Source organism: Micromonospora sp. C51 (assembly GCF_018070435.1).
GTDB classification, from domain to species: Bacteria; Actinomycetota; Actinomycetes; order Mycobacteriales; family Micromonosporaceae; genus Micromonospora; species Micromonospora sediminimaris.
Window position 1 is genome coordinate 51,842 of sequence record NZ_JAGPXQ010000014.1, and the last position, 21,472, is coordinate 73,313.

The 21,472-nt window shown below is 71.4% G+C and carries 17 protein-coding genes; 8 read left to right on the forward strand and 9 right to left on the reverse strand.

Going from position 1 to position 21,472, the window contains the following annotated elements; genetic code table 11:
- Positions 1–11: 11 nt before the first annotated feature.
- The 3 genes from KBX50_RS16625 to KBX50_RS16635 are packed head-to-tail and all read right to left on the reverse strand — an operon-like array spanning position 12 to position 2,401.
- Positions 12–473: a hypothetical protein gene (locus KBX50_RS16625; protein ID WP_210937990.1), complete on the reverse strand. Its 462-nt coding sequence runs from the start codon at positions 471–473 to the stop codon at positions 12–14.
- Positions 448–1,071, reverse strand: a complete 624-nt coding sequence (locus KBX50_RS16630; RefSeq protein ID WP_210937926.1) for an RNA polymerase sigma factor — start codon at positions 1,069–1,071, stop codon at positions 448–450. Before KBX50_RS16630 ends, KBX50_RS16625 begins: the two co-directional genes overlap by 26 nt.
- Positions 1,072–1,090: 19 nt before the next feature.
- On the reverse strand, positions 1,091–2,401 hold the full coding sequence (locus KBX50_RS16635; RefSeq protein ID WP_210937927.1) for a S8/S53 family peptidase: 1,311 nt from the start codon (positions 2,399–2,401) through the stop codon (positions 1,091–1,093).
- A gap of 181 nt (positions 2,402–2,582) precedes the next feature.
- Here KBX50_RS16635 and KBX50_RS16640 point away from each other — a divergent pair, with 181 nt between their 5' ends.
- Positions 2,583–5,192, forward strand: coding sequence for a CHAT domain-containing protein (locus KBX50_RS16640; protein ID WP_210937928.1), 2,610 nt, complete (start codon positions 2,583–2,585; stop codon positions 5,190–5,192).
- A 6-nt stretch (positions 5,193–5,198) separates the two neighbouring features.
- Here KBX50_RS16640 and KBX50_RS16645 read toward each other — a convergent pair whose 3' ends face one another.
- The 6 genes from KBX50_RS16645 to KBX50_RS16670 are packed head-to-tail and all read right to left on the reverse strand — an operon-like array spanning position 5,199 to position 11,090.
- Positions 5,199–6,098, reverse strand: coding sequence for a PmoA family protein (locus KBX50_RS16645; protein WP_210937929.1), 900 nt, complete (start codon positions 6,096–6,098; stop codon positions 5,199–5,201).
- Positions 6,095–6,718, reverse strand: coding sequence for a hypothetical protein (locus KBX50_RS16650; RefSeq protein ID WP_210937930.1), 624 nt, complete (start codon positions 6,716–6,718; stop codon positions 6,095–6,097). The genes KBX50_RS16645 and KBX50_RS16650 overlap by 4 nt, the downstream gene beginning before the upstream one ends.
- Positions 6,702–7,586: a carbohydrate ABC transporter permease gene (locus tag KBX50_RS16655; RefSeq protein WP_093402612.1), complete on the reverse strand. Its 885-nt coding sequence runs from the start codon at positions 7,584–7,586 to the stop codon at positions 6,702–6,704. The genes KBX50_RS16650 and KBX50_RS16655 overlap by 17 nt, the downstream gene beginning before the upstream one ends.
- A complete protein-coding gene (locus KBX50_RS16660; protein ID WP_210937931.1) occupies positions 7,586–8,569 on the reverse strand; it encodes a carbohydrate ABC transporter permease in 984 nt (327 codons plus the stop codon). Before KBX50_RS16660 ends, KBX50_RS16655 begins: the two co-directional genes overlap by 1 nt.
- A gap of 30 nt (positions 8,570–8,599) precedes the next feature.
- Positions 8,600–9,940 carry an ABC transporter substrate-binding protein gene (locus KBX50_RS16665; protein WP_210937932.1) on the reverse strand — a complete coding sequence of 447 codons (1,341 nt, stop codon included), beginning with the start codon at positions 9,938–9,940 and terminating at the stop codon, positions 8,600–8,602.
- 19 nt (positions 9,941–9,959) lie between these two features.
- Positions 9,960–11,090: a LacI family DNA-binding transcriptional regulator gene (locus KBX50_RS16670; protein ID WP_210937933.1), complete on the reverse strand. Its 1,131-nt coding sequence runs from the start codon at positions 11,088–11,090 to the stop codon at positions 9,960–9,962.
- A 237-nt stretch (positions 11,091–11,327) separates the two neighbouring features.
- On the opposite strand from KBX50_RS16670, the gene KBX50_RS16675 reads away from it, so the two are divergent.
- The 7 genes from KBX50_RS16675 (at position 11,328) to KBX50_RS16705 (ending at position 21,267) form a co-directional block, all read left to right on the forward strand.
- Positions 11,328–12,656, forward strand: coding sequence for a Gfo/Idh/MocA family protein (locus tag KBX50_RS16675; RefSeq protein WP_210937934.1), 1,329 nt, complete (start codon positions 11,328–11,330; stop codon positions 12,654–12,656).
- A 24-nt stretch (positions 12,657–12,680) separates the two neighbouring features.
- Positions 12,681–14,108: a glucuronate isomerase gene (gene uxaC / locus KBX50_RS16680; protein ID WP_210937935.1), complete on the forward strand. Its 1,428-nt coding sequence runs from the start codon at positions 12,681–12,683 to the stop codon at positions 14,106–14,108.
- On the forward strand, positions 14,105–15,406 hold the full coding sequence (locus KBX50_RS16685) for an enolase C-terminal domain-like protein (RefSeq protein WP_210937936.1): 1,302 nt from the start codon (positions 14,105–14,107) through the stop codon (positions 15,404–15,406). Before uxaC ends, KBX50_RS16685 begins: the two co-directional genes overlap by 4 nt.
- Complete coding sequence (locus KBX50_RS16690; RefSeq protein WP_210937937.1) at positions 15,397–16,887, forward strand: mannitol dehydrogenase family protein; 1,491 nt, start codon at positions 15,397–15,399, stop codon at positions 16,885–16,887. Before KBX50_RS16685 ends, KBX50_RS16690 begins: the two co-directional genes overlap by 10 nt.
- Before the next feature lie 11 nt (positions 16,888–16,898).
- Complete coding sequence (locus KBX50_RS16695) at positions 16,899–18,053, forward strand: Gfo/Idh/MocA family oxidoreductase (RefSeq protein WP_307870978.1); 1,155 nt, start codon at positions 16,899–16,901, stop codon at positions 18,051–18,053.
- A 216-nt stretch (positions 18,054–18,269) separates the two neighbouring features.
- A complete protein-coding gene (locus tag KBX50_RS16700) occupies positions 18,270–19,655 on the forward strand; it encodes a polysaccharide lyase family 1 protein (RefSeq protein ID WP_210937939.1) in 1,386 nt (461 codons plus the stop codon).
- A gap of 40 nt (positions 19,656–19,695) precedes the next feature.
- Positions 19,696–21,267 carry a polysaccharide lyase family 1 protein gene (locus tag KBX50_RS16705; RefSeq protein ID WP_210937940.1) on the forward strand — a complete coding sequence of 524 codons (1,572 nt, stop codon included), beginning with the start codon at positions 19,696–19,698 and terminating at the stop codon, positions 21,265–21,267.
- Positions 21,268–21,472 lie beyond the last annotated feature (205 nt).

Here is a 21,472-nt window from a genome sequence, read left to right on the forward strand (position 1 = left end):
TCCCCGCGGTGTCAGCGCAGGCAGACCCAGTCGGTCACCACGCTGAACCCGCCGGAGCGGGCGTGCAGTTGGACCGGGCCCGGCGGCGGGAGGCCGAGCGAGAAGAGCCCCACCGCGTCGACCGAGGTCTCCTCGTAGGTGCCGTTCGCCGTCCGGGCACTGACCCGGCCGCCGTCGACCGGACTGAGCTGCCCGACGATGCCCGTGCCGCCGATCTCGATCTCCACCAAGATCGGGCCGCCCCGGAAGGACAGGTTCCGCGTGGAGCCGGCCGACCGGGTGGCCACCGCGCCCGGCTCACAGGCCGAATCGAAGACCAGCTCGGCGACGGTGAGCTGGGCGTCCACCGTACGCCAGGCGAAGGCCGCCCGGGCCGCCCTGAGGTGCTCCTCGGGGACCCCGCCCGCGTCGCCGAGCGCCGCGCGCAGCTCCGCGCCGAGCGCGGCGTCACCGGCCGGCGGCCACTGCTCCATCACGCTCGCCCCCCTTCGTCCCGTCCCCCGGGTGAGAACCAACGTACGGCGCGAGCGCGGCACAGGCACGAAGCCGACGCAGGCACCGCGCCTGGGTCGGCCCGATGCTGCCGACCGGTACGCCCAACCGCTCGGCGGTCTCCCGATAGCTCAGCGGCGGATCGGCGGTGAGCATCGAGAGCACCTGCTGGCAGCGGGGTGGAAGCTGGGCGAAGCCCTCGCGCAGGGCCCGCCGCCGCTCGGCACGCAGCAGGTCCTCGTCCGCCGCCGGCGACGTGCCGTGGTACGCGTCGAGGGCGCCACCGGACGGGTCGACGGGTTGGGTACGCCGACCGAGGCGGGAGATCCGGTAGCACTCCCGCCGGGTGGTGGCGGCCAGCCAGCCGGCCAACGCCTCCGGTCTGCGCACCTGGTCCAGATGTTCCACGAGCCGCAGCCAGACGGTCTGGTTGACGTCCGCGGCTTCGGCCCCGGCCAGGTCATGGCCGCGGATCACCGCGTAGACGAGCGGGGTGTAGCGGCGAACCAGCTCGGTCCAGGCCGACTCGTCTCCGTCGGCTGCGGCGGCCACCAGCACCGCGGCACTGTGCTCGGTCACCACAACGTGTCCCGGGAACTCATTCGACGAACACCCCGTAGTCGGGGTGCCAGGACGGCGCCGCCAGCAACGCCAGCCGGGCCTCGTCGGCGCTCAGGTCACCGGCGGCCATCAGGGCGGCGAGCCGACCGGAGACGTGGGCAGCCGCGAACGAGGTGCCGGCCCACGTCGCGTAGCCCTGGAACACCCGGGTCGGGCGATCGGGCAGCGGCAGGCGACCCACGACGTAGGTGCTGTCCCGGCGGCCGACGGCGCAGGCGTCCACCCACGATCCGAATCCGCTGTCTTCCGCCGGCACCAGGCCGGCAGGATCCGGGGCGAGTGCGGCCACTCCCACGACGCGGTCCAGCGCGGCCGGCCAGATCGGTCGGTCGGTGCCGGCGTTACCGGCAGCCGCCACCACTGCGGTGCTCGGCGGCAACCCGGCCACGGCGTTGGCCAGTGGCATCGAGGGCTGGTCGTCCAGGGTGAAGCCGCCCAGCGAGAGGTTCACCACCGACACCTCAGGTGCCAGCCGTCCCATGGCGGCCACCACCATGGCCTCGTCGCCGATCCCGGTCGGTGCCAGTGCCGCCTCCGGGTCGACGTGTACGCCCGGCGCGGCCTGCCGCACCACCCCGGCGACGAACGTGCCGTGACCGCCCTGCACGGCGAGCACGTCGGCGTACAGGTAGAGCGGGTCCTCGTCGTCCGGCTCCGGTAGATACCCACCGCCCAGCCAGGACGGGTGGTAGTCGCCGGCCTTCCGCCAGATGCCGGTGTCGCAGATACCCACCGTCACCCCCGCTCCCTCGGCGAGCCGGCTCGGGTCGGGCGGTGCGAGTGCGGCGGCCTCCCGGGGCGGCGTACCCGGGTTGCCCATGATGTTGCCCAGGCCGACCAGCACATGGTGCGGTTGGACCCGGGGTGCCGGTTGCCCGGGCCACTGCCGTGGGTCACGCAGCCTCGTCACGATGGAGGGAACATCGGTCTCGGCGACGAACCGCAACCGGGTGACTCCCGCGAAGCTGTCCGCGATCGTCACCGCGTGGCCACCGGCCCTCAGCCAGGCCGCGACCCGCTGGGCGTCGTCGGTGGCGGCAAGCAACTGCCGGGGCCGGTAGAGGAAGTGCCGGCCGGCGGTGAGGTACCGCCGCACGTCGGGATCGGCGGTCAGCGCCTCTTCGAACGCGAGCTGGTACGCCTCGTCGTCAGCACGGTCGTGCCGGGCACGCGCGTAGCTCGGACGTGACCCTGCGCCGAACGGTAGCGCCGCCGCGACCAGGGCGGATGCCGCGAGCAGTCGTCGACGCGACGGTCGGCCGGTGGGGGTGGCGCGGTCAGGACGCACGGATCCTCCAACTGTGCGGGAGGCGGCCCGCTCACCGGTGGCCGGCGCGCGGCCATCCCCGCAACATCACCAATTCTTCCAATCAATCGTTGCAAGTCAATGAGGTGAACGCCGGTAACGGCCATCCGTAGCGCCATTCGTCGGCGTTGACGGACGAGTGTGGATGCTGAATTCTCTGACCATGCCTGACCGCACCGGTAGCGGTGCCGGAACCGCACAGGCGGCTCTCGACCTCGTCCAACGCTGCCCGCGCGAGGCGATCACGATCGCCACCGGGTTCCTCGCCGCGATTCCCGTCGATCGCGACGAGCGCGCCACCGCCGAGCGGGCCATCGGTCTGGCCCTGCGGGAACTCAACGATTTGTCCGGTGCGCTTCGCCACCTGCGCCGAGCGGTCCGCAGCGCCGGCTCCGCCCGCATCGAGGCGCTGGCCCGGATGAGCCTCGGCTACGTGCTGGCCAACGCCGGCCGTACCGCGGCGGCGCTGCGCGAGGTGACCGCCGCGCTGCCCGAGCTGACCGGCGCGGATGCCGGACGGGCCCGAATGCAGCGGGGCGTGGTGCTGCACTACCGGGGGTCGTACGACGACGCGGTCCGCGACTACGGCCAGGCCATCGACATCGCCCAGCGCGAGGGTGACCGCCTCCTGGAGGCACGGGCTCGCAACAACCGTGGACTGCTCAACGCCCACCGGGGCACCGTCGACGGCACCGACGACCTGGACCGGGCGGCGGCGGTGTTCCACGGCCTCGGCCTGGACCTGGCGGCGGCCGACGCCCGCTGGAACGGTGGGATCGCCGCCGGGCTGCGCGGAGACGTCGCCGCCGCACTGCGCTGTTTCGCCGCCGTCGGCGAGGAGTATCAGCGGCTGGCCGTACCCCGGCCGGCGCTGCTGCTCGACCGCTTCGAGCTGCTGCTGTCGGTGCCGCTTGTCGACGAGGCGGTGCAGGTCGCCGCCACCGCCATCCGGGAACTGCGGAGTCGGGGAATGGCCTCCGATCTCGCCGAGGCGCTGCTGGCCCAGGCACGGGCCGCGCTGCTCGCCGGTGACCTGGACACCGCCACCGGGTCCGCCGCGGCGGCACGCACCCGGTTCCGTCGCCAGGGCCGCCGTACCTGGGCAGCCTTCGCCCGGCACGTCGAGCTACGCGCCGAGTTCCGCCGGGGTACGCGGTCAGCCGCGCTGCTGCGGGCGATGGTGCGCACCGCCGACCAGCTCGACGCCACCGGCTGGCCGGATCCCGCCCTCACCACCCGCGTCGACGCCGGACTGCTGGCGACGGAGTTGGGCCGGACCGGACGGGCGACGGCGCTGTTCGCACAGGCCGCCCGCAGCCGCGGTCGCGGCACCGCCCCGCGACGTGCCCGAGGTTGGTACGCCCTGGCGTTGTCGCGTCGGCTCGGCGGTGACGAGGCCGGTGCGGCCCGCGCACTGCGGCGCGGCCTGGCCGTGCTCGACCGCCACCGCACCTCGCTGGGCGCCACCGAGCTACGCGCGCACAGCGGGGTGTACGGGCAGGAGCTGGCGGCCGAAGGACTGGACATCGCGGTCCGGGCCGGCGCACCGGGCCAGGTGCTGGCCTGGGCCGAGCGGTGGCGTGCCAACGGGCTACGGATGCGTCCGGCGCTACCGCCCGATGACCCCGACCTGGTCGCTGCCCTCGCCGAGCTCCGGCTGGTCAGCGGCCTGCTGGAGGAGGCGGTGCTGGCCGGGCGGACCGTGCACAGTCTGCGCGAGCGGCAGACCCGGCTCGAACAGCGCATCCGGGACCTGGCCCGGCGGGCGCCGGGCGGTGCTCAGGTGGTGGCACCACCGGGTGTCCGGCGCCTGGCCGACCGACTCGGCCCCCGCGTCCTGGTCGAACTCGTGGCCCACCGCGACCGGCTTCGGGCGGTGCTGCTCCGCGACGGCCGCGCCAGCCTGCACGACCTGGGTCCACTCGACCAGGCGGCCCAGTTGGCGCAATGGCACCGGTTCGGGCTACGCCGGCAGATCGTCGGCGGGGACTCGGCCGCCGCGCGGGCGGGCGCCGAACACGCCGCCGCGGCGCTCGACCGTCAACTCTTCGACCCGATACGGCGGCAGGTGGCCGACCGTCCGCTGGTGATCGTCCCGGTCGGCCCGCTGCACGGCGTCGCCTGGGCCGGGTTGGCCACCTGCGCCGGCCGGGCCGTCACCGTCGCCCCGTCGGCCACCGTCTGGCTCAGCGCCGAGCAGCGCGAATCGTGCACCAGGGCACCGGTGCTGGCCAGCGGTCCACGCCTACCGGCCGGGCGGGCCGAGGTCGTACGGCTCGCCCGGGTGTTGCCGGCAGCCCGGACGTTGACCGGGGCGGACGCCACCGTCGCCGCGCTGACCTCGGCGATGGATCGGGCCGCGCTGGTGCACATCGCGGCGCACGGCGCGTTCCGGGCGGACAACCCCCAGTTCTCCACCCTGGAACTCGCGGACGGGCCGCTGTTCGCGTACGAGTGGGAACGGCTCACCCGTCCGCCGTCCTGTGTGGTGCTCTCCGCCTGCGAGTCCGGGCTGCACGGAGTCCGCCCGGGCGACGAGATAATGGGCTTCGCCGCGGTGCTGCTGGCGCTGGGTACCCGGTGCCTGATCGCCACCGTGCTACCGGTGCCGGCGGAGCCCACCACCGCTCTCATGGTGGACCTGCACCGACGGATGCGAGCCGGTACCCGGCCGGCACAGGCGCTCGCCAGCGCCCAGCGGGTGTTCGCCGCGGGCGGCGACGACACCGCGCGGGCCACCGCGGCGGCGTTCGTCTGCCTCGGCGCCGACTGACCCGCTTCAACCACCCGGGGCGGCCAGCCCGGCAGCGGTTTCCGGGTCGAGCCTGCCGTCGACCACGATCACCTGGTGACGGCCGTGCCGGCTGGTGCCGGCCGGGACGGTCACCGTTTGCGCGAAGGCGTAGGCCACGCACACGCCCGGGTACATGGTGGTCCGGACGAACCACCGGTCCCCCGGTCCGAGGCCGCTGAAGATGAGGGTGTACGCCCCGCCCTCGGGAGCCTGTCCGCGCAGCGCCACCCACGGTCGGTCGCAGCCGTTGACCGCCTCCTCGCCGGTCAGCTCACCGGCGAACACCTCGGGCGGTTCGGTCGCCACCGCCCGCCAGAAGAACCCGCCGTAACCGGCGCCGCCGGGGCGCCCGTTGGTGGCCGGGCTGCCCAGCACGATGTCCCGCTCGGCGGGTGCGGTGAGGGTGCTGGCGAGGTCGAGTCGCCAGGCGCTCGGGTGGCCAGACACGGCCGAGGCGCTGATGGTGCGCCGTTCGGAGAGCAGCACGTCACCGGCCGGATCACACCAGTGCAGCCGGTGGTCGAGCCGGTCGGGCGTCCGTTCCTCCCATCCCACGTGGACGATGCGTCCGTGGTCGCCACGCCAGGTGTATCCGACGTCGCGGACGTAGGTGCGCCCGCCCCAGAGGTTGGTGCCGTCGACGTCCTGCACCGCCAACGACGCGCCGAGGTGCCAGACATGGTCGGCGGGCAGAGCGTCGGTGACCGGGGTGCCGGCCAGGGTACGAACCGGGTGCAGGTAAGGCCGGGGGCCGTGTTCGACGCCGAGGTCCGGGGCGAGCACGTAACGGGCCACCGGCGTACCGCCGACCAGCAGGTGCGGGTCCGCGCGGCCGTCGGAGGCGTGATCGGTGGCCCGGCCGAGGATCCCGTCCCGTCCGTTCATGGCAGCTCCACCTGGGTGACCGGCCGGCGACGGGCGACGGCGTGCACGGCGGCCAGCGCGTACCCGGCGAGGATCGGCACCGCGACCGGGGTGACCAGCACCCCGACCAGTACGGCTACCAGACTGGTCCCGGCCAGCGCGGCGCAGTTCGCGGGGTGGTCGAGGCAGGCGCGGGCCGCCCGGGTGACCGCCGACCGCCACCCGGTGCCACCGGTGCGCCCCACCTCGACCACGATCGCGGCGGCGTAGCCGAGCAGGACCGCTGCCACCACGCTGGTGACAGCCAGTCCCACCGCCCCACCCGGGACCCGACCGGTGGCCAGCGCCACCAGGTTGGTGACGAGCAGCCCGACGCCGCCCAGTCCCAGCAGGGTGACGGGCAGGCCGGGCAGCAGTCCCCGGCCGAACCGCGACATCGTTCGGCGGGCGGTCGGCCAACTGCCCGTGTCGAGCCAGTCGTGCAGCGCCGCGCTGGCGGCGCCGACGGCGGCGCCGGCGGTCAGCACCGGCGCCGAGGCGAGCACCGTCAGGATACCCAGCAACGCCAGGTCGGCGGCGTCGCGTACGGTGTCGCGCCAGTCGCGGCGCTGGTCGCCCCGCTCGTCAGCCCTTGAGTCCACTGGTGTTGATCCCCTCGACGAGCATCCGTTGGAAGGCGACGAAGAACAGGAAGACCGGCAGCAGGGACAGCACCGCCATGGCGAACATCGGCCCCACGGCGCTCTGGCTGGTGGAATCGATGAACAGGGTCAGCGCCACCGGGACGGTGTAGTCGCTCAACTCGGACAGGAACACCAGTTGCCGGAAGAAGTCGTTCCAGGTCCAGATGAACGAGAAGATCGCGGTGGTGACCAGGGCCGGACGGCTCAGCGGCAGGATCACGTGCCGGAAGATGCCGAACGCGTTCGCGCCGTCGATCCGCGCCGCCTCGTCCAGCTCGCGCGGGATGCCGCGCATGAACTGCACCATCAGGAAGACGAAGAACGCCTCCGTGGCCAGGAACTGCGGGATCAGCAGCGGCAGGTAGGGCCACTCCCCACCGACCAGGCCGAGGGTGCGGAAGAGGATGTACTGCGGCACGATCAGCACGTGCCCGGGCAGCAGCAGGGTGCCGATCATGACGGCGAACCACAGCCCGCGCAGCCGGAACCTCAGCCGGGCGAAGGCGTACGCGGCCAGCAGGCAGCTCACCGCGTTGCCGACCAGGGTGAGCAGGCTGACCATGGCACTGTTCAGAAAGAAGCGGGCGAAGCTGACGTCGAAGTTGGTCCACCCGTCGGTGTAGTTGCCCGGGGTGAAGTTCCGGGGCAGCAGACCGATGTTGTTGACGATCTCCTCCTGCGACTTGACGGAGGTGCCGATCATCCAGAACAGCGGGTAGAGCACGACCGCGACGATGGCCAGCAGCACGACCAACCGGAGCCAGGAACGGCTGCGTGGCCGTTGTGGACGGGTCGCCACGGTCGGGGCGACGGTATCGGCCACCATCAGCGATCCTCCCCGTCGGAGTAGTGCACCCAGAACCGGCCGGTGCTGAAGAAGATCACCGTGATGATCGCGATGGCGATCAGGAACACCCAGGCCATCGCGGAGGCGTAGCCCATCTCCAGGTTGGTGAAGCCGGTGATGTAGAGGTTGAGCGTGTACATCAGGGTCGAGTCGACCGGCCCGCCGGTGCCGTTGCTGAGCACGAACGCGGCGGTGAAGCCCTGGAACCCGTTGATGGTCTCCAGCACCAGGTTGAAGAAGATCACCGGGGAGAGCATCGGCAGGGTCACGTTGACGAACTGCCGGAACTTGCCGGCCCCGTCCACCGCGGCGGCCTCGTACAGCTCCGTGGGCACCTGCTTGAGCCCGGCCAGGAAGATCACCATCGGTGCGCCGAACTGCCAGATGGCCAGCACCATCAGCGTTTCAAGCGCCCAGTCCGGGTCGTTCACCCAGGGCTTGCCCTGAATACCGAAGAGGGCGAGGAACGAGTTGAACGCACCGTCCCGGTTGAACATGTTGACCCAGACGATGGCCAGGGCCACACTGCCGCCGAGCAGCGACGGCAGGTAGAACAGGCCGCGGAACAGCCCGACGCCGCGCCAGGCCCGGTTGAGCAGGAGAGCCACCCCGAGCGCCGCGGCCAGTTTCAGCGGTACGGCGATCAGGGCGAAGCTGAGCGTGACCCGTACCGAGTGCCACCACGAGGTATCGCTTGTGAACATCCGTTCGTAGTTGGCCAGCCCGACCCACTCCACCTCGGACCACGGGGTCAGGATGTCGTAGTTGGTGAAGCTGAGGTAGAGCGACAACAGCATGGGTATCGCCGTGATGCCCATCAGTCCGATGAGCCAGGGCGTCAGGAAGACATATCCGGCCAGACCTTCCCCGTGCCGGATCCGTCCGGTCCCGCGCCGGTTGGCGTCGGGCCGGACGGATCCGGTGCCGCGTCGGGTCGGGTCGGGCGCCGTGGTCAAGGCCACGAACTGCTCCTCTCCGGGTGGTGCGGCGGGTCAGGAGGCGATTGCCGCCTTGCACGCCTCGACGAACTGGGCGGCGGACTCGGCGGGGGTGGCTCGGCCGTACTGCGCGTTCTCGGCGGCCTTGATCAGCTCGGCGCGAACCTTGCTGTGTCCCTTGATCGGTACCTGGGGCGCCTCGCCGAACGTCTTGGCCAGCTCGGTCTCGACGGCGATGGACTGCTTCATCGCCTCGTCGGTGGTGTCGTCGCTGACCACCCGACGCAGGTCCAGGTTGGACGGCAGGCCCCGGTCGGTGCCGAGCAGCTTGACCGCGTCGGCGTCGTTCGCCAAGAAGTTGATCACATCGACCGCGATGTCCGCGTTCTTGCTGCCCCGGAAGACCGACCAGTACATCGAGGCACGGGCCCACTGACCGCTGGGGTCACCCGGGTAGGCGATGACGCCGAGTTCGTCGGAGGTGTTCTTCTTCAGCTCGGGCATCTGGTTGACCCACACCCACGAGGTGGCGGCCTTGCCGGTGACCACCAGCTGCTTGGTGATGTCGGTGGCGTTGCCCTCGTGGATGACGTCCGGGGTGGGGGTCGCGCCCCGCTCGCGGGCGTCCTTCCACAGCTCGAACCACCTGGTCACGTCCTCCACGGTGAAGCCGAGCTCGTTGCCGGAGTACAGATCCTTACCCTGCTGGCGCAGCCACACCCAGAACGCCTTGTCGATGGCGCTCGCGTCCATCGTGCCGGGGACACCGGTCTTCTTGCTGACCTGCTCGGCCCAGGCGATGTGCTCCTCCCAGCTCATGCCGGTGGTCGGCTCGGGCAGGCCGTTCTTGGTCACCAGCGTCTTGTTGTAGACCAGCCCCTGGGTGTTCTCCCCGGCGGCCAGGCCGGCGAGCTTACCGTCGACCACGCCGTACTGGAGCAGGCTGGGCGGGAACTTGGAGGTGTCGAGGTCACCGGATTCCTGGTACGGCTTGAGGTCCAGGGTCGCGTTGCGGGCGGCGTACTCGGTGAGGAAGTTGTCATCGATCTGGAAGATGTCCGGCGGGTTGCCGCCGGCGGTCAGGGTGGCCAGCTTGTCGAAGTAGCCCTGGTTGGCCTGCCACACCTTCTCGAAGACGACGTCCGGATTCTTCTGGGTGTAGAGGTCCAGCGCCTGCTCGGTGAGCTGGGCCCGGGCCTCGCCACCCCACCAGAAGATCGAGATGGTGGTCTTGCCGTCGGACGCGGCGTCGTCGCCGCAGGCCGCGGCCGCGCCGACCAGCGGCAGGGCGACGACCGCCGCGACCAGGCCACGCAGCAACCGGCGGCGCGACAGGGGGGTACGGTAGGTGCGCCCGTCGGGCGCGCTGGCGGTGAGGTGCGTTGCGGGGTGCATGTGCGCTCACTCCTTGGCGTTAGGAGGCGACCACGTCACCGGCGGCCACGACCGGGTTGCCCGGGTCCGCACGGCGATGCGGGCCCGGGCCAGCGGCAGCGGTTGCGGGACGTTCCCGGCCGGCGTAGGGGCCCGGCGCGGTGGAGTCGCGGATGACCAACTCGGTCTGGAGCATTACCTGTGCGGTGGTGCGACGGACGCCGACTGCCACGGTGGCACCGCTGCCCCGCGCGGTACGCGGGAAATCGGTGTCCTGTTGCAGCAACATGTCGACGGCCGTCCGGCCGGCGGCCGCGGTTGGCGTGGCCACCGTCGTCAGCTTGGGGCGGGTGAGTCGGCTCAGGGAGATGTCGTCGACACCGACGACACTCACCTCCTGTGGCACCCGCACCCCGAGTGCGTCGAGCCCTTCGAGCAGCCCGATCGCCATCAGGTCGTTGTAGGCGAGCACGGCGGTGACGCCGGCCCGGCGGACCTGCTCCGCCTGGGCGAGACCGCCGGTCTCGGTGGGCGGGTTGGGACCGAGCACGGTCAGCTCCGCTCCCGCGGCCCGGGCGGCGGCGCTGGCGGCGCGCCGGATCTCCCGGCTGGTCCACGAACCACGTGGACCGCCCAACAGTGCCATTTCCCGGTGCCCCAGCCCGGCGAGGTGCTCGATGGCCGAACGCGCGCCCTGCCCGACATCCATCAGCACGCACGGCAGCCCGGCCAGCTGTCGGTTCACCACCACCAGCGGCACCTCCCGACTGAGCTGCTCGATCAGGCTGTTGCTCATCCGGGGGCTGCACAGCAGCACCCCGTCGACCTGCTTGGCCAGGGCGTGGACCAGTTCCTCCTCGACGGCGGCGTCCTCGTTGGTGTCGGCAACGAAGACGTGGTAGTCGCGGTGGCGGGCCTGGCTCTCCGCCGCCTTGATCAGTGGCGGGAAGAAGGGGTTGGCGATGTCGGCGATGATCAGCCCGATGTTGTGGGTACGGCCGGTGATGAGTGCGCGGGCGGCGCGGTTGGGCCGATAGCCCAGATCCTCGGCGCACGCGAGCACCCGGACCCGGGTCTCCGGATTGACCAGGTGGGGTGCCGAAAAGGTGCGGGAGACGGTGGAGATGTGCACGCCGGAGGCCCGGGCGACATCCCTGATGGTGACTGGCATCCAGGCCCCCTTCGTCGATGTGTCGGCGGTCACGGGTGCCGCCAATTAATGCAAACGGTTGCGCCAGTGTCAACGGTGGATGGTTACAGCTGTGTTGCGGTGGGCCACACATCATGCCCTGTTAAGCCCACCAAACGGGGCAAAGGCCGCCGATTTTCGGGCCTTCGTTGACGTGAGCCGATCGACCGTGGTTACTTCAGTGCAAAGGTTTGCAGAGAGATCGAGGAGGGTCGGTCCGTGTCACCGCAATCCGGCAGGCGGGCCCGGTACGCCGTGGTCGGCACCGGCGCCCGCGCCGAGATGTTCGTCCGGGCACTGGTGCGCGACCACGCCGACACCGTCGAGCTGGTCGCCTTCGCCGACGTCAACCAGGCCCGGATGGACGCCCACAACCGGTGGCTCGGTGAGCTGGGCCACCGGCCCGTGCCGACCTACCACGCGGGCGACTTCGCCGCGATGCTGGCCAAGGAGCACGTCGACGTGGTGCTGGTGACCTCCGTGGACGTCACCCACGACGAGTACGTGGTGGCTGCGCTGGAGGCGGGCTGCGACGTGGTCACCGAGAAACCGATGACCACCGACGCGCCGCGCTGCCAGCGCATTCTCGACGCGGTACGCCGCACCGGCCGGCGGGTGACGGTGGCCTTCAACTACCGCTACAACCCGCTGCACGAGCAACTGCGCCGGCTGCTGGCCGACGGGGCGGTCGGCGAGATCGGCTCGGTGCACTTCGAATGGCTGCTCGACGTGCGCCACGGCGCCGACTACTTCCGCCGCTGGCACCGCGACAAGGCCAGCTCCGGCGGCCTAATGGTGCACAAGGCCAGCCACCACTTCGACCTGGTCAACTGGTGGCTGGACGCCACACCCGTGCAGGTGTACGCGGCCGGCCGGCTGTTCTTCTACGGTGACGCCGGCCGCCGGCACGGCTACGCCCGCGACTACGATCGGGCACACGCGTCACCGGCCGCCGACGACGACCCGTTCGCCCTGCGGCTGGCCGAGCACCCCCGACTGCGCGAGTTGTACCTCGACGCCGAGGCCGAGGACGGCTACCACCGGGACCAGAACGTCTTCGCCCCCGGAGTCAGCATCGAGGACGACATGGCGGTGCTGGCCACCTACTCCACCGGGGCGACCATGACCTACCACCTCACCGCGTACGCGCCCTGGGAGGGTTACCGGGTGATGGTCAACGGCAGCCGGGGGCGCCTCGAACTGGAGGTCACCGAGAGCGAGTTCGTCAGCCCGGCCGCCGCCGGTGCGCTCAAGGGCGCCGCGCTGCACGGCGACCAGGCCGCCGACGAGGGGGGCGCCGCCACGCTGACCTTGCGCCCCTTCTGGTCACCGCCGCAACGCATCGAGGTCGACGGCTACACCCGGCACGGGCACGGCGGGGCGGACGCTCGGATGACGCAGGTGCTGTTCGGTGGCGTACCCGATCCGCTGCACCGCGCGGCCAGCGCTCGCGACGGGGCGCTGGCCCTGCTCACCGGCCTGGCCGCCAACCGGTCCTTCGAAACCGGCGCGCCCGTGCGGGTCGCCGACCTGCTCACCCTCGACTGACACCGACCACAGGAGCCGCTCCCCGTGCCCACCTCGACCAGACCCGACCTGCTCCTCCCCGCCGAGCCGGGCCAACGCGCGCTGGCCCGGGAGCTGTACGCGCTGGTGGCGCAGTTGCCCATCATCTCCCCACACGGACACGTCGATCCGGCGCTGCTGGCCGAGGACCAGCCGTTCCCCGACCCGTCCCAGCTGCTCATCGTGCCCGACCACTACGTGACCCGGATGCTGCTCAGCCAGGGCGTCTCCCCCGGCGAGCTGGGGGTGCCCAGCCGCGACGGCAGCCCGGTGGAGACCGACGGGCGGCGCATCTGGCGTCGCTTCGCCGACGGGTGGCACCTGTTCCGGGGCACTCCGTCCCGGCTGTGGCTGGAGCAGACCTTCACCGAGGTGTTCGGCGTGCACACCCGACTCACCCCGGGCACCGCCGACGAGGTGTACGACGCCCTCGCCGCCCGGCTCGCCGAGCCCGACTTCCGGCCGCGGGCACTGTTCGAACGGTTCAACATCGAGGTGCTCGCCACCACCGAGTCGCCCCTGGACGACCTGGGCCGGCACGCCAAACTCGCCGCCGACGGCTGGGGCGGTCCCGGCGGGCGGGTGGTCACCACCTTCCGTCCCGACAACGTGGTCGACCTGGACTTCGAAGGCTGGTCGAGCAACGTCGACCAGCTCGGCGAGATCACCGGGGAGGACACCGGGACGTACGCCGGCTACCTGGCCGCCCTGCGTTCGCGTCGGGCCGCCTTCATCGCCGCCGGCGCCACCTCCTCCGACCACGGCCACCCCACCGCCCGTACCCTCGATCTCGGTGCGGACGCGGCGGCGCTGTTCGACCGGGCCCGGCGCGGCGCGGCGGAGCCGGGCGACGCGGAGGCGTTCCGGGCGCACATGCTGCTGGAGTTCGCCCGCATGTCGCTCGACGACGGCCTGGTCATGCAGTTGCACCCGGGTGCGGTGCGCAACCACAACCGGTGGCTGCACGCCCGGCACGGCCGCGACGTGGGTGGCGACGTCCCACAGGTCACCGAGTACGTGCACGCCCTCGCCCCGCTGCTGGACGCGTACGGCAACGACCCCCGGCTGCGGGTGGTGCTCTACACCCTCGACGAGGACACCTTCACCCGGGAGCTGGCACCCCTCGCGGGCGGGTACGCCGCGCTGCTGCTCGGTGCACCCTGGTGGTTCCTGGACTCCCCCGAGGTGCTGCGTCGCTTCCGCGAGTCGGTGACCGAGACCGCCGGCTTCTACAACACCGCCGGGTTCGTCGACGACACCCGGGCGTTCTGTTCCATCCCGGTCCGTCACGACGTGGCGCGCCGCGTCGACGCCGGCTTCCTGGCCCGGCTGGTCGCCGAGCACCGGCTGCCCATGGACGAGGCCGCCGAGACCATCGTCGACCTGGCGTACCGGCTGCCGAAGCGGGTCTTCAAGTTCGGAGAAGAGTCATGACCAGCATCACCGAGGTGACCGTGCACGACGTACGGTTCCCCACCGCCGCCAGTGGCGACGGCTCCGACGCGATCAACCGCGGCGACTACTCGGCAACCTATGTGGAGTTGAGCACCGACGACGGGCCGACCGGCGCCGGATTCACCTTCACCAACGGCCGTGGCAACGAAATCACCTGTGCCGCCGTCGACGCCCTGGCCCATCACGTACGGGGACGTAGCCTCATGGAGATCACTGCCGAGCCGGTGGCCTTCTGGCGCTCGCTCGTCGCCGACGTGCAGCTGCGCTGGCTCGGCCCGGAGAAGGGGGTCATCCACATGGCCACCGGCGCGCTGGTCAACGCGGTGTGGGACCTGCGGGCCAAGCTGGCCGGCAAGCCGATGTGGCGCTACCTGGCCGAGCTGCCCACCGACGAGCTGGTGGCCAACGTCGACTTCAGGCACATCACCGACGCGCTCACCGCCGACGAGGCCGCCGCCATCCTGGACAAGGGGCGCGACGGGCTCGCCGACCGGCTGGCGCTGCTGGAACGCGAGGGCTTCCCGTCGTACACCACCTCGGTGGGCTGGCTCGGCTACCCCGACGACAAGGTCCGTGCGCTGACCCGGGAGGCGTACGCGCAGGGGTGGCGGGCGATGAAGATGAAAGTCGGTGGTCCGCCCGCCGACGACCTGCGGCGGGCCCGGATCATCCGGTCGGAGATCGGCCCGGACGCGCTGCTGATGATGGACGCCAACCAGGTCTGGGACGTCGACGAGGCGATCACCAACATGACGGCGCTGGCCGAGGTCGCCCCGTACTGGATCGAGGAGCCGACGCACGCCGACGACATCCTCGGCCACGCCCGGATCGCCCGGGCGATGGACGAGCTGACCGGCGGGCGGTGCCGGGTCGCCACCGGCGAGGTGGCCGCCAACAAGGTCATCTTCAAGCAGTTGTTGCAGGCCGAGGCGATCGGCGTGATGCAGATCGACGCCTGCCGGGTCGGCGGGGTCAACGAGGTGCTCGCCGAGATCCTGATGGCGGCGAAGTTCGGGGTGCCGATCTGCCCGCACGCCGGTGGTGTCGGCCTCTGCGAGTACGTGCAGCACCTGGCGATCTTCGACTACCTGCGGGTGGGCGCCAGTCTGGAGGGACGGATGGTGGAGTACGTCGACCACCTGCACGAGCACTTCGTCGACCCGGTACGCACCCGCGACGGGCGCTACCTGCTGCCGACCGCTCCCGGCTACAGCGCCACCATGCGCCCCGAGTCGATCGCCACCTTCCGCTTCCCGGACGGTCCGGCATGGCGGTGACCGTGGGCGCGTCCCGACTCGGGCTGGGCGCGGTACGCCGGTTGCCCGCCGAGACCCGTCCCCTGATCCGTCCGGGCACCGTCCCGGCCGGTGTGGTGCACCTCGGGCTCGGCGCCTTCCACCGTGCCCACCAGGCCGTCTACACCGAGCAGGCGATCGGCCTGGCCGGTGGCGACTGGGGCATCATCGGCGTGGCCCCCCGCAACGCGGCGATGGTGGCGACCCTGGCCGCCCAGGACAACCTCTTCAGCGTCAGCACGCTCTCCGCCGCCGACCAGCACACCCGCGTGGTCGGAGCACTGGCCGGGGTGCGGCTGGCCGCCGCCGACCCGCAGGCGGTGGTGGCCCTGCTGGCCGATCCGGCGATCCGGGTGGTCACCCTGACCGTGACCGAGAAGGCGTACCAACTCGACCCGGCCGCCGGCACGCTGCGCCCCGACACCAACCTGGTCGCCGACCTGACCACCGACCGACCGCCGACCACCGTGCCGGGACTGCTGGTACGCGGCCTGCTGGCCCGCGCCACCGCCGACGCGGGGCCGATCGCCCTGGTCAGCTGCGACAACCTGCCCGCCAACGGCCGCCGGCTGCGGAGCCTGGTGACCCAGTCCCTGGCGTACGCCGGCACCTCGCGACAGGTGCTGGACTGGGTCGAGGGGCAGGTCGGTTTTCCGGGCACCATGGTGGACCGCATCGTCCCCGCCAGCACCCCGGAGACCCTCGCCGCGGCCCAGCGGGCACTCGGCGTCGAGGATCTCGCGGCGGTGGCCGCCGAGCCGTACACCCAGTGGGTGATCGAGGACGACTTCCCCGGCGGTCGACCGGCGTGGGAGCGCGCCGGGGCGGTGCTCTGCGCGGACGCGGGGCCGTGGGAGCGGCTGAAGTTGCGCGCCCTCAACGGCGTGCACTCGGCCACCGCGTACCTCGGCGCGCTGGCCGGCTGCGAGACGATCGCGGAGGCCCTCACGCTGCCGCACCTGGACACGGTGCTGCGCCGGCTGATCGCCGAGGACGTGGCCGCCAGCTTCGTTCCCCCTGGCGGGGTGGACGTGGTCGGCTACGGCGAACAGGTGCTGGAGCGCTTCGGCAATTCGGCGATCCGGCACCGCACCCTCCAGGTGGCGATGGACGGGTCGCAGAAACTGCCGCAGCGCATCCTGCACACGGTCGCCGACCTGCGCGCGGCCGGGCGGCCGGCCCGCTGGGCGGCGCTGGTCGTCGCCGCCTGGATCCGGTTCGTCCAGGGCAGCGCCGACGACGGTCGGGCCCTGCCGCTGGACGACCCACTGGCGGAGCGGATCCGCGCCGCACTGGCCGCCGCGCCGCAGAGCCCGGCCGGGGCGGTGGAGGCGGTGCTCGGCCTCGACGAGGTCGTCCCGCCTGAGGTGGCCGCCGACGCGCAGGTCCGCGCCGACGTGGTCGCCTGGCTCACCGACCTGCACCAGCACGGGGTACGCGCCACCCTGGCCGGTGCGATGTGACGAGTCCCCGGGTGGCGCTGGTGGGGGCGAACGGGCACGGGCGCTGGCATCGCCGCGTCATCGGGCCGCTGCACGAGGCCGGCCGGGTACGCCTGGTCGCCCTGGTCGACACCCGGCCGATCGAGTGCGAACCGGCGGCACCGGTGCCGGCCGGCATCCCGGTCTTCACCGACCACCGGGCGATGCTCGTCGACGTCACGCCGGACGTGGTGGTCATCTGCACCCCACCGCACACCCATCTGCGGATCGCCCGGGACGCGCTGACCGCCGGGGCGGACGTGCTGCTGGAGAAGCCGCCGGTGCTCTCCACAGCCGAGCACGAGGAACTGTCCGGGGTGGTGGCCACCACCGGTCGGATCGTGCAGGTCGGATTCCAGGCGCTCGGTTCGGCGGCACTCACCGCGCTGACGGACGCGGTGTCGGCCGGGCGGATGGGGGCGGTCAGCGGCATCGCCACGGTGGCCGCCTGGCAACGCCCGGACGCCTACTACGCCCGCGCGCCCTGGGCCGGGCATCGGCTGCTCGACGGGCGGCCGGTGCTCGACGGTGCGCTGGCCAATCCGCTCGCGCACGCGGTCATGCAGTGTCTGGCGGTCGCCGAGGTGGTCGGCGGCGGGCCGGTGGAGCCGGTCAGCATCGAGGTGGAGCGCTACCGGGTGCGGCCGATCGAGGTGGACGACACCGCAGCGCTGCGGGTGCGGCATCGGCACGGCCCGCCGGTCGTGGCCGCGGTGACCCTGGCCGGCGAGGACTTCATCGCCGGCGAGGTGATCGTCACCGGCGACGCCGGACGGGCGGTGCTGGAGTACCCGACCGATCGACTGCTGCTGCCTGGGGAACCCACCGCCCGTGCGGTGCCCGGCCGGTGCGGCCTGCTGGAGAACCTGCTGGACCACCGGGCCGATCCACGGGTACCGCTGATCGCGCCGCTGGCCCGGACCGCACCGTTCACCGCCGTCCTGACCGCCCTGCAGGCGGCACCCGAGCCGGCGCTGCTCGATGGTGCGCTGGTGGACGCCGTCGGTGCCGGCGCACAGCGGATCCTGCGGGTGCGCGGCGTCAACGAGGTGCTACGTCGGGTGGCCGACGAGGGCCGACTACCGTCGGAACTCGGGGTGCCATGGGCGATAGCGCCTTGGCGAACCGAATTGATCGAGCAAGAATAGGAGGCATCACCGCAACAAACTGCAAACCCATGGTTCAAACAGGACCAAGGACGCTGCGATGAGCAGGGGTTTCCCGACCAGAACACGTCGGGGCGATGCCACTCGACACAATTAGCTGCAACAAATCTGCACATCATTGATATTGACCCTCGTGAAAACACGAACGTAACCTTCGTCATTAATAAGAAATAACGACGAAGGAAACGGAACGAGCCGATGCGCAGACTTGCCGCCGCCGCGGCATCGACAATTATCGCCCTGACCGCCCTCCCCACCGCCGCTCTGGCGCAGCCGTCGAACGACGCGGGGGTCGGCAGCCACCACGAGCGGGACGCCCGCACACCACTCTCACCGTTGGCCCGACAGCTCGGCCGGCAGGCCCTCCCGGCCGGTGACGGCTGGGCCGCCGCCGGTCCCGGCACCACCGGAGGCTCCGCCGCCTCGGCCGATCAGATCCACGTGGTGAGCAGCCGCGCCGAGCTGGTCGCCGCGCTCGGCGGAGACAACGCCACCAACGCGACGAACGCCACCCCCAAGATCGTGTACGTCAAGGGTGGTATCGACGGCTTCGAGGACGCCGACGGTCGGCTGCTCGACTGCACCGACCTGGCTGATCCCGGGTACTCGCTGGAGGGGTTCCTGGCCGCGTACGACCCGGCGGTGTGGGGCCGGGTGACGCCGAGTGGGCCGCTGGAGGAGGCCCGGCGGCGCTCGGTGACCAACCAGACTCAGCAGACCCAGATCAACGTCGGCCCGAACACCACGATCATCGGGCTGCGGGGAGCACGCCTGACCGGGCTGACCCTGATGATCGACCGCGCGACGAACGTGATCGTCCGCAACATCACCTTCGACGACGCCCGGGACTGCTTCCCCGCCTGGTCCCCCACCGACGGCGAGGCCGGCAACTGGAACTCGCAGTACGACCTGGTCTCGGTGCGCCGCAGCGAGAACGTCTGGATCGACCACAACACCTTCACCGACGGCGACAACCCGGACAGCGCCCAACCCGTCTACTTCGGGCGGCCCTACCAGGTGCACGACGGCGCGCTGGACATCACCCACACCGCCAGCCTGGTCACCGCCGCCTGGAACCGGTTCGTGGGACGCGACAAGCTGATGCTGATCGGCTCGTCCAACACCGTCGGCCCGGATGTCGGCCGGCTCAACGTCACCCTGCACCACAACCTGTTCGACGGCGCGCTCCAGCGGTTGCCTCGGGTCCGCTTCGGCCAGGTGGACGTCTACAACAACGCCTACCGGCTCGGCGGTGACAGCTTCCAGTACGCCATCGGCGTCGGTGTCCAGTCCGCCGTGCACGCCGAAAGCAACCACTTCGCCCTCGATGCCGGCGTCACCGCCGCCGACCTGCTCTACGACTGGGGCGGCACCGCGATCACCACCCGGGGCAACTGGGTCAAACCCGCCGGAGCGCCGTCCCGCCCGGTGGACCTGGTCGCCGCGTACAACGCCGCACACGACCCCGACCTGAGTCCCGACGCCGGCTGGACGCCGACGCTGCGGCACGGGCCGGTACTGCCGGCGCCGCTGGTGCCGCTGGTGGTCGGCCCGCTCGCCGGCGCCGGACGCCTACCGCTGTAACCCCCACTCCACCACCACCAACCAGAAAGGTGAGACGAGGATGAGACGACCAGTCGCACTCCGACTCCTCGCAGGACTGGCCGCCACCGCCACGGGAGCCGCGGTCTGCGTGGCCCTGGCGACGCCGCAGGCGTCAGCCGCGGTCGGCAGCGCCACCGGCTTCGCGACCGGCAACGGTGGCACCACCGGCGGCGCGGGCGGACAGACCGTGCGCGCCACCAGCGGCACCCAGATCCACGCGGCCCTGTGCAACCGGGCCAGCAGCAGCACCCCGATCACCATCCAGGTCGAGGGGACCATCAACCACGGCAACACCACGAAGGTGTCCGGTTCGAGCTGCAACACGGCCGACGACGTGATCGAACTCAAGCAGATCAGCAACGTCACGATCCTCGGGGTCGGCAACGGCGCCGTCTTCGACCAGATCGGCATCCACATCCGCGAGGCCAGCAACATCATCATCCAGAACGTCACCGTCCGGAACGTCAAGAAGTCGGGCTCGCCCACCTCCAACGGCGGCGATGCCATCGGCATGGAGTCCGATGTCCGCAACGTCTGGGTCGACCACGTCACCCTGGAAGCCTCCGGCGGGGAGTCGGAGGGCTTCGACGGGCTGTTCGACATGAAGAACAACACCCAGTACGTGACGCTGTCCTACAGCATCCTGCGCAACTCCGGTCGGGGTGGCCTGATCGGATCGAGCGAGAGCGACAGGTCCAACGGCTACGTCACGTTCCACCACAACCTGTACGAGAACATCGACTCCCGTACGCCGCTGCTGCGCGGCGGCATCGCCCACATCTACAACAACCACTACGTACGCCTCAACGAGTCCGGCATCAACTCCCGCGCCGGGGCACGCGCCAAGGTGGACAACAACTACTTCCAGAACTCCAAGGACGTGCTCGGCACCTTCTACACCGACGAGGCCGGCTACTGGCAGGTCAGCGGCAACATCTTCGACAACGTGACCTGGTCCGCGCGTAGTGGCGACACCAACCCGGCCGGCCCCAACCCGACCTCCAACACCAGCGTCAGCATCCCGTACTCGTACCGGCTCGATGCGGCCAGTTGCGTGCCGAGCATCGTCAGCCAGACCGCCGGCGCGAACAAGGGCATCCGTACCTCCAACGGCAACTGCACGCCGCAGAGCCCGACCGCCGGGCCGACCAGCCCGACGCCGGGTCCGACCACCACCACCCCGCCCCCGACCAGCAACCCGACGCCGACGCCGAGCCAGCCCAGCGGTACCAACCTGAGCATCGGCGCCGGCTCCGACGGCTCCAGCAAGGCCAGCGGCACCAGCTACGGCGACGTGCGCGACGGCAACATGAACACCGCCTGGTCGCCGAACGGCACCACCGGCCAGATCTCGATCAAGTGGGGCTCCGCCACCACGGTGTCGAAGATCAACATTCGGGAGGCGTCCGGCTCCGCCGGCACCATCCGTAACTGGCGGGTCCTGAACCATGACACCGGCGCGGTGCTGGCCTCCGGCACCGGCGCGGGCGTCATCAGCTTCGGGTCGACGTCGCTACGCAAGATCACCTTTGACATCACCAGCTCGACCGGCACCCCACGGGTCGCCGAGTTCGAGACGTACGCCAGCTAGCACACCCGCACCGACACGGTGGGAGCCGTCGACACCCGACGGCTCCCACCACTGTTCTCCCCGCCCCCTTTGCTCTGCTTCAACCCACGCACCGGTTTCGGGGTGAATCCGTTGCGTCAGTTGAAGCAGAGCAAAGGGGGCACACCAATACCTCGGCCCCGCCGCGCGACCCGGCCAGAGGCCGGAGCGCGGCCCGGCCAGAGGG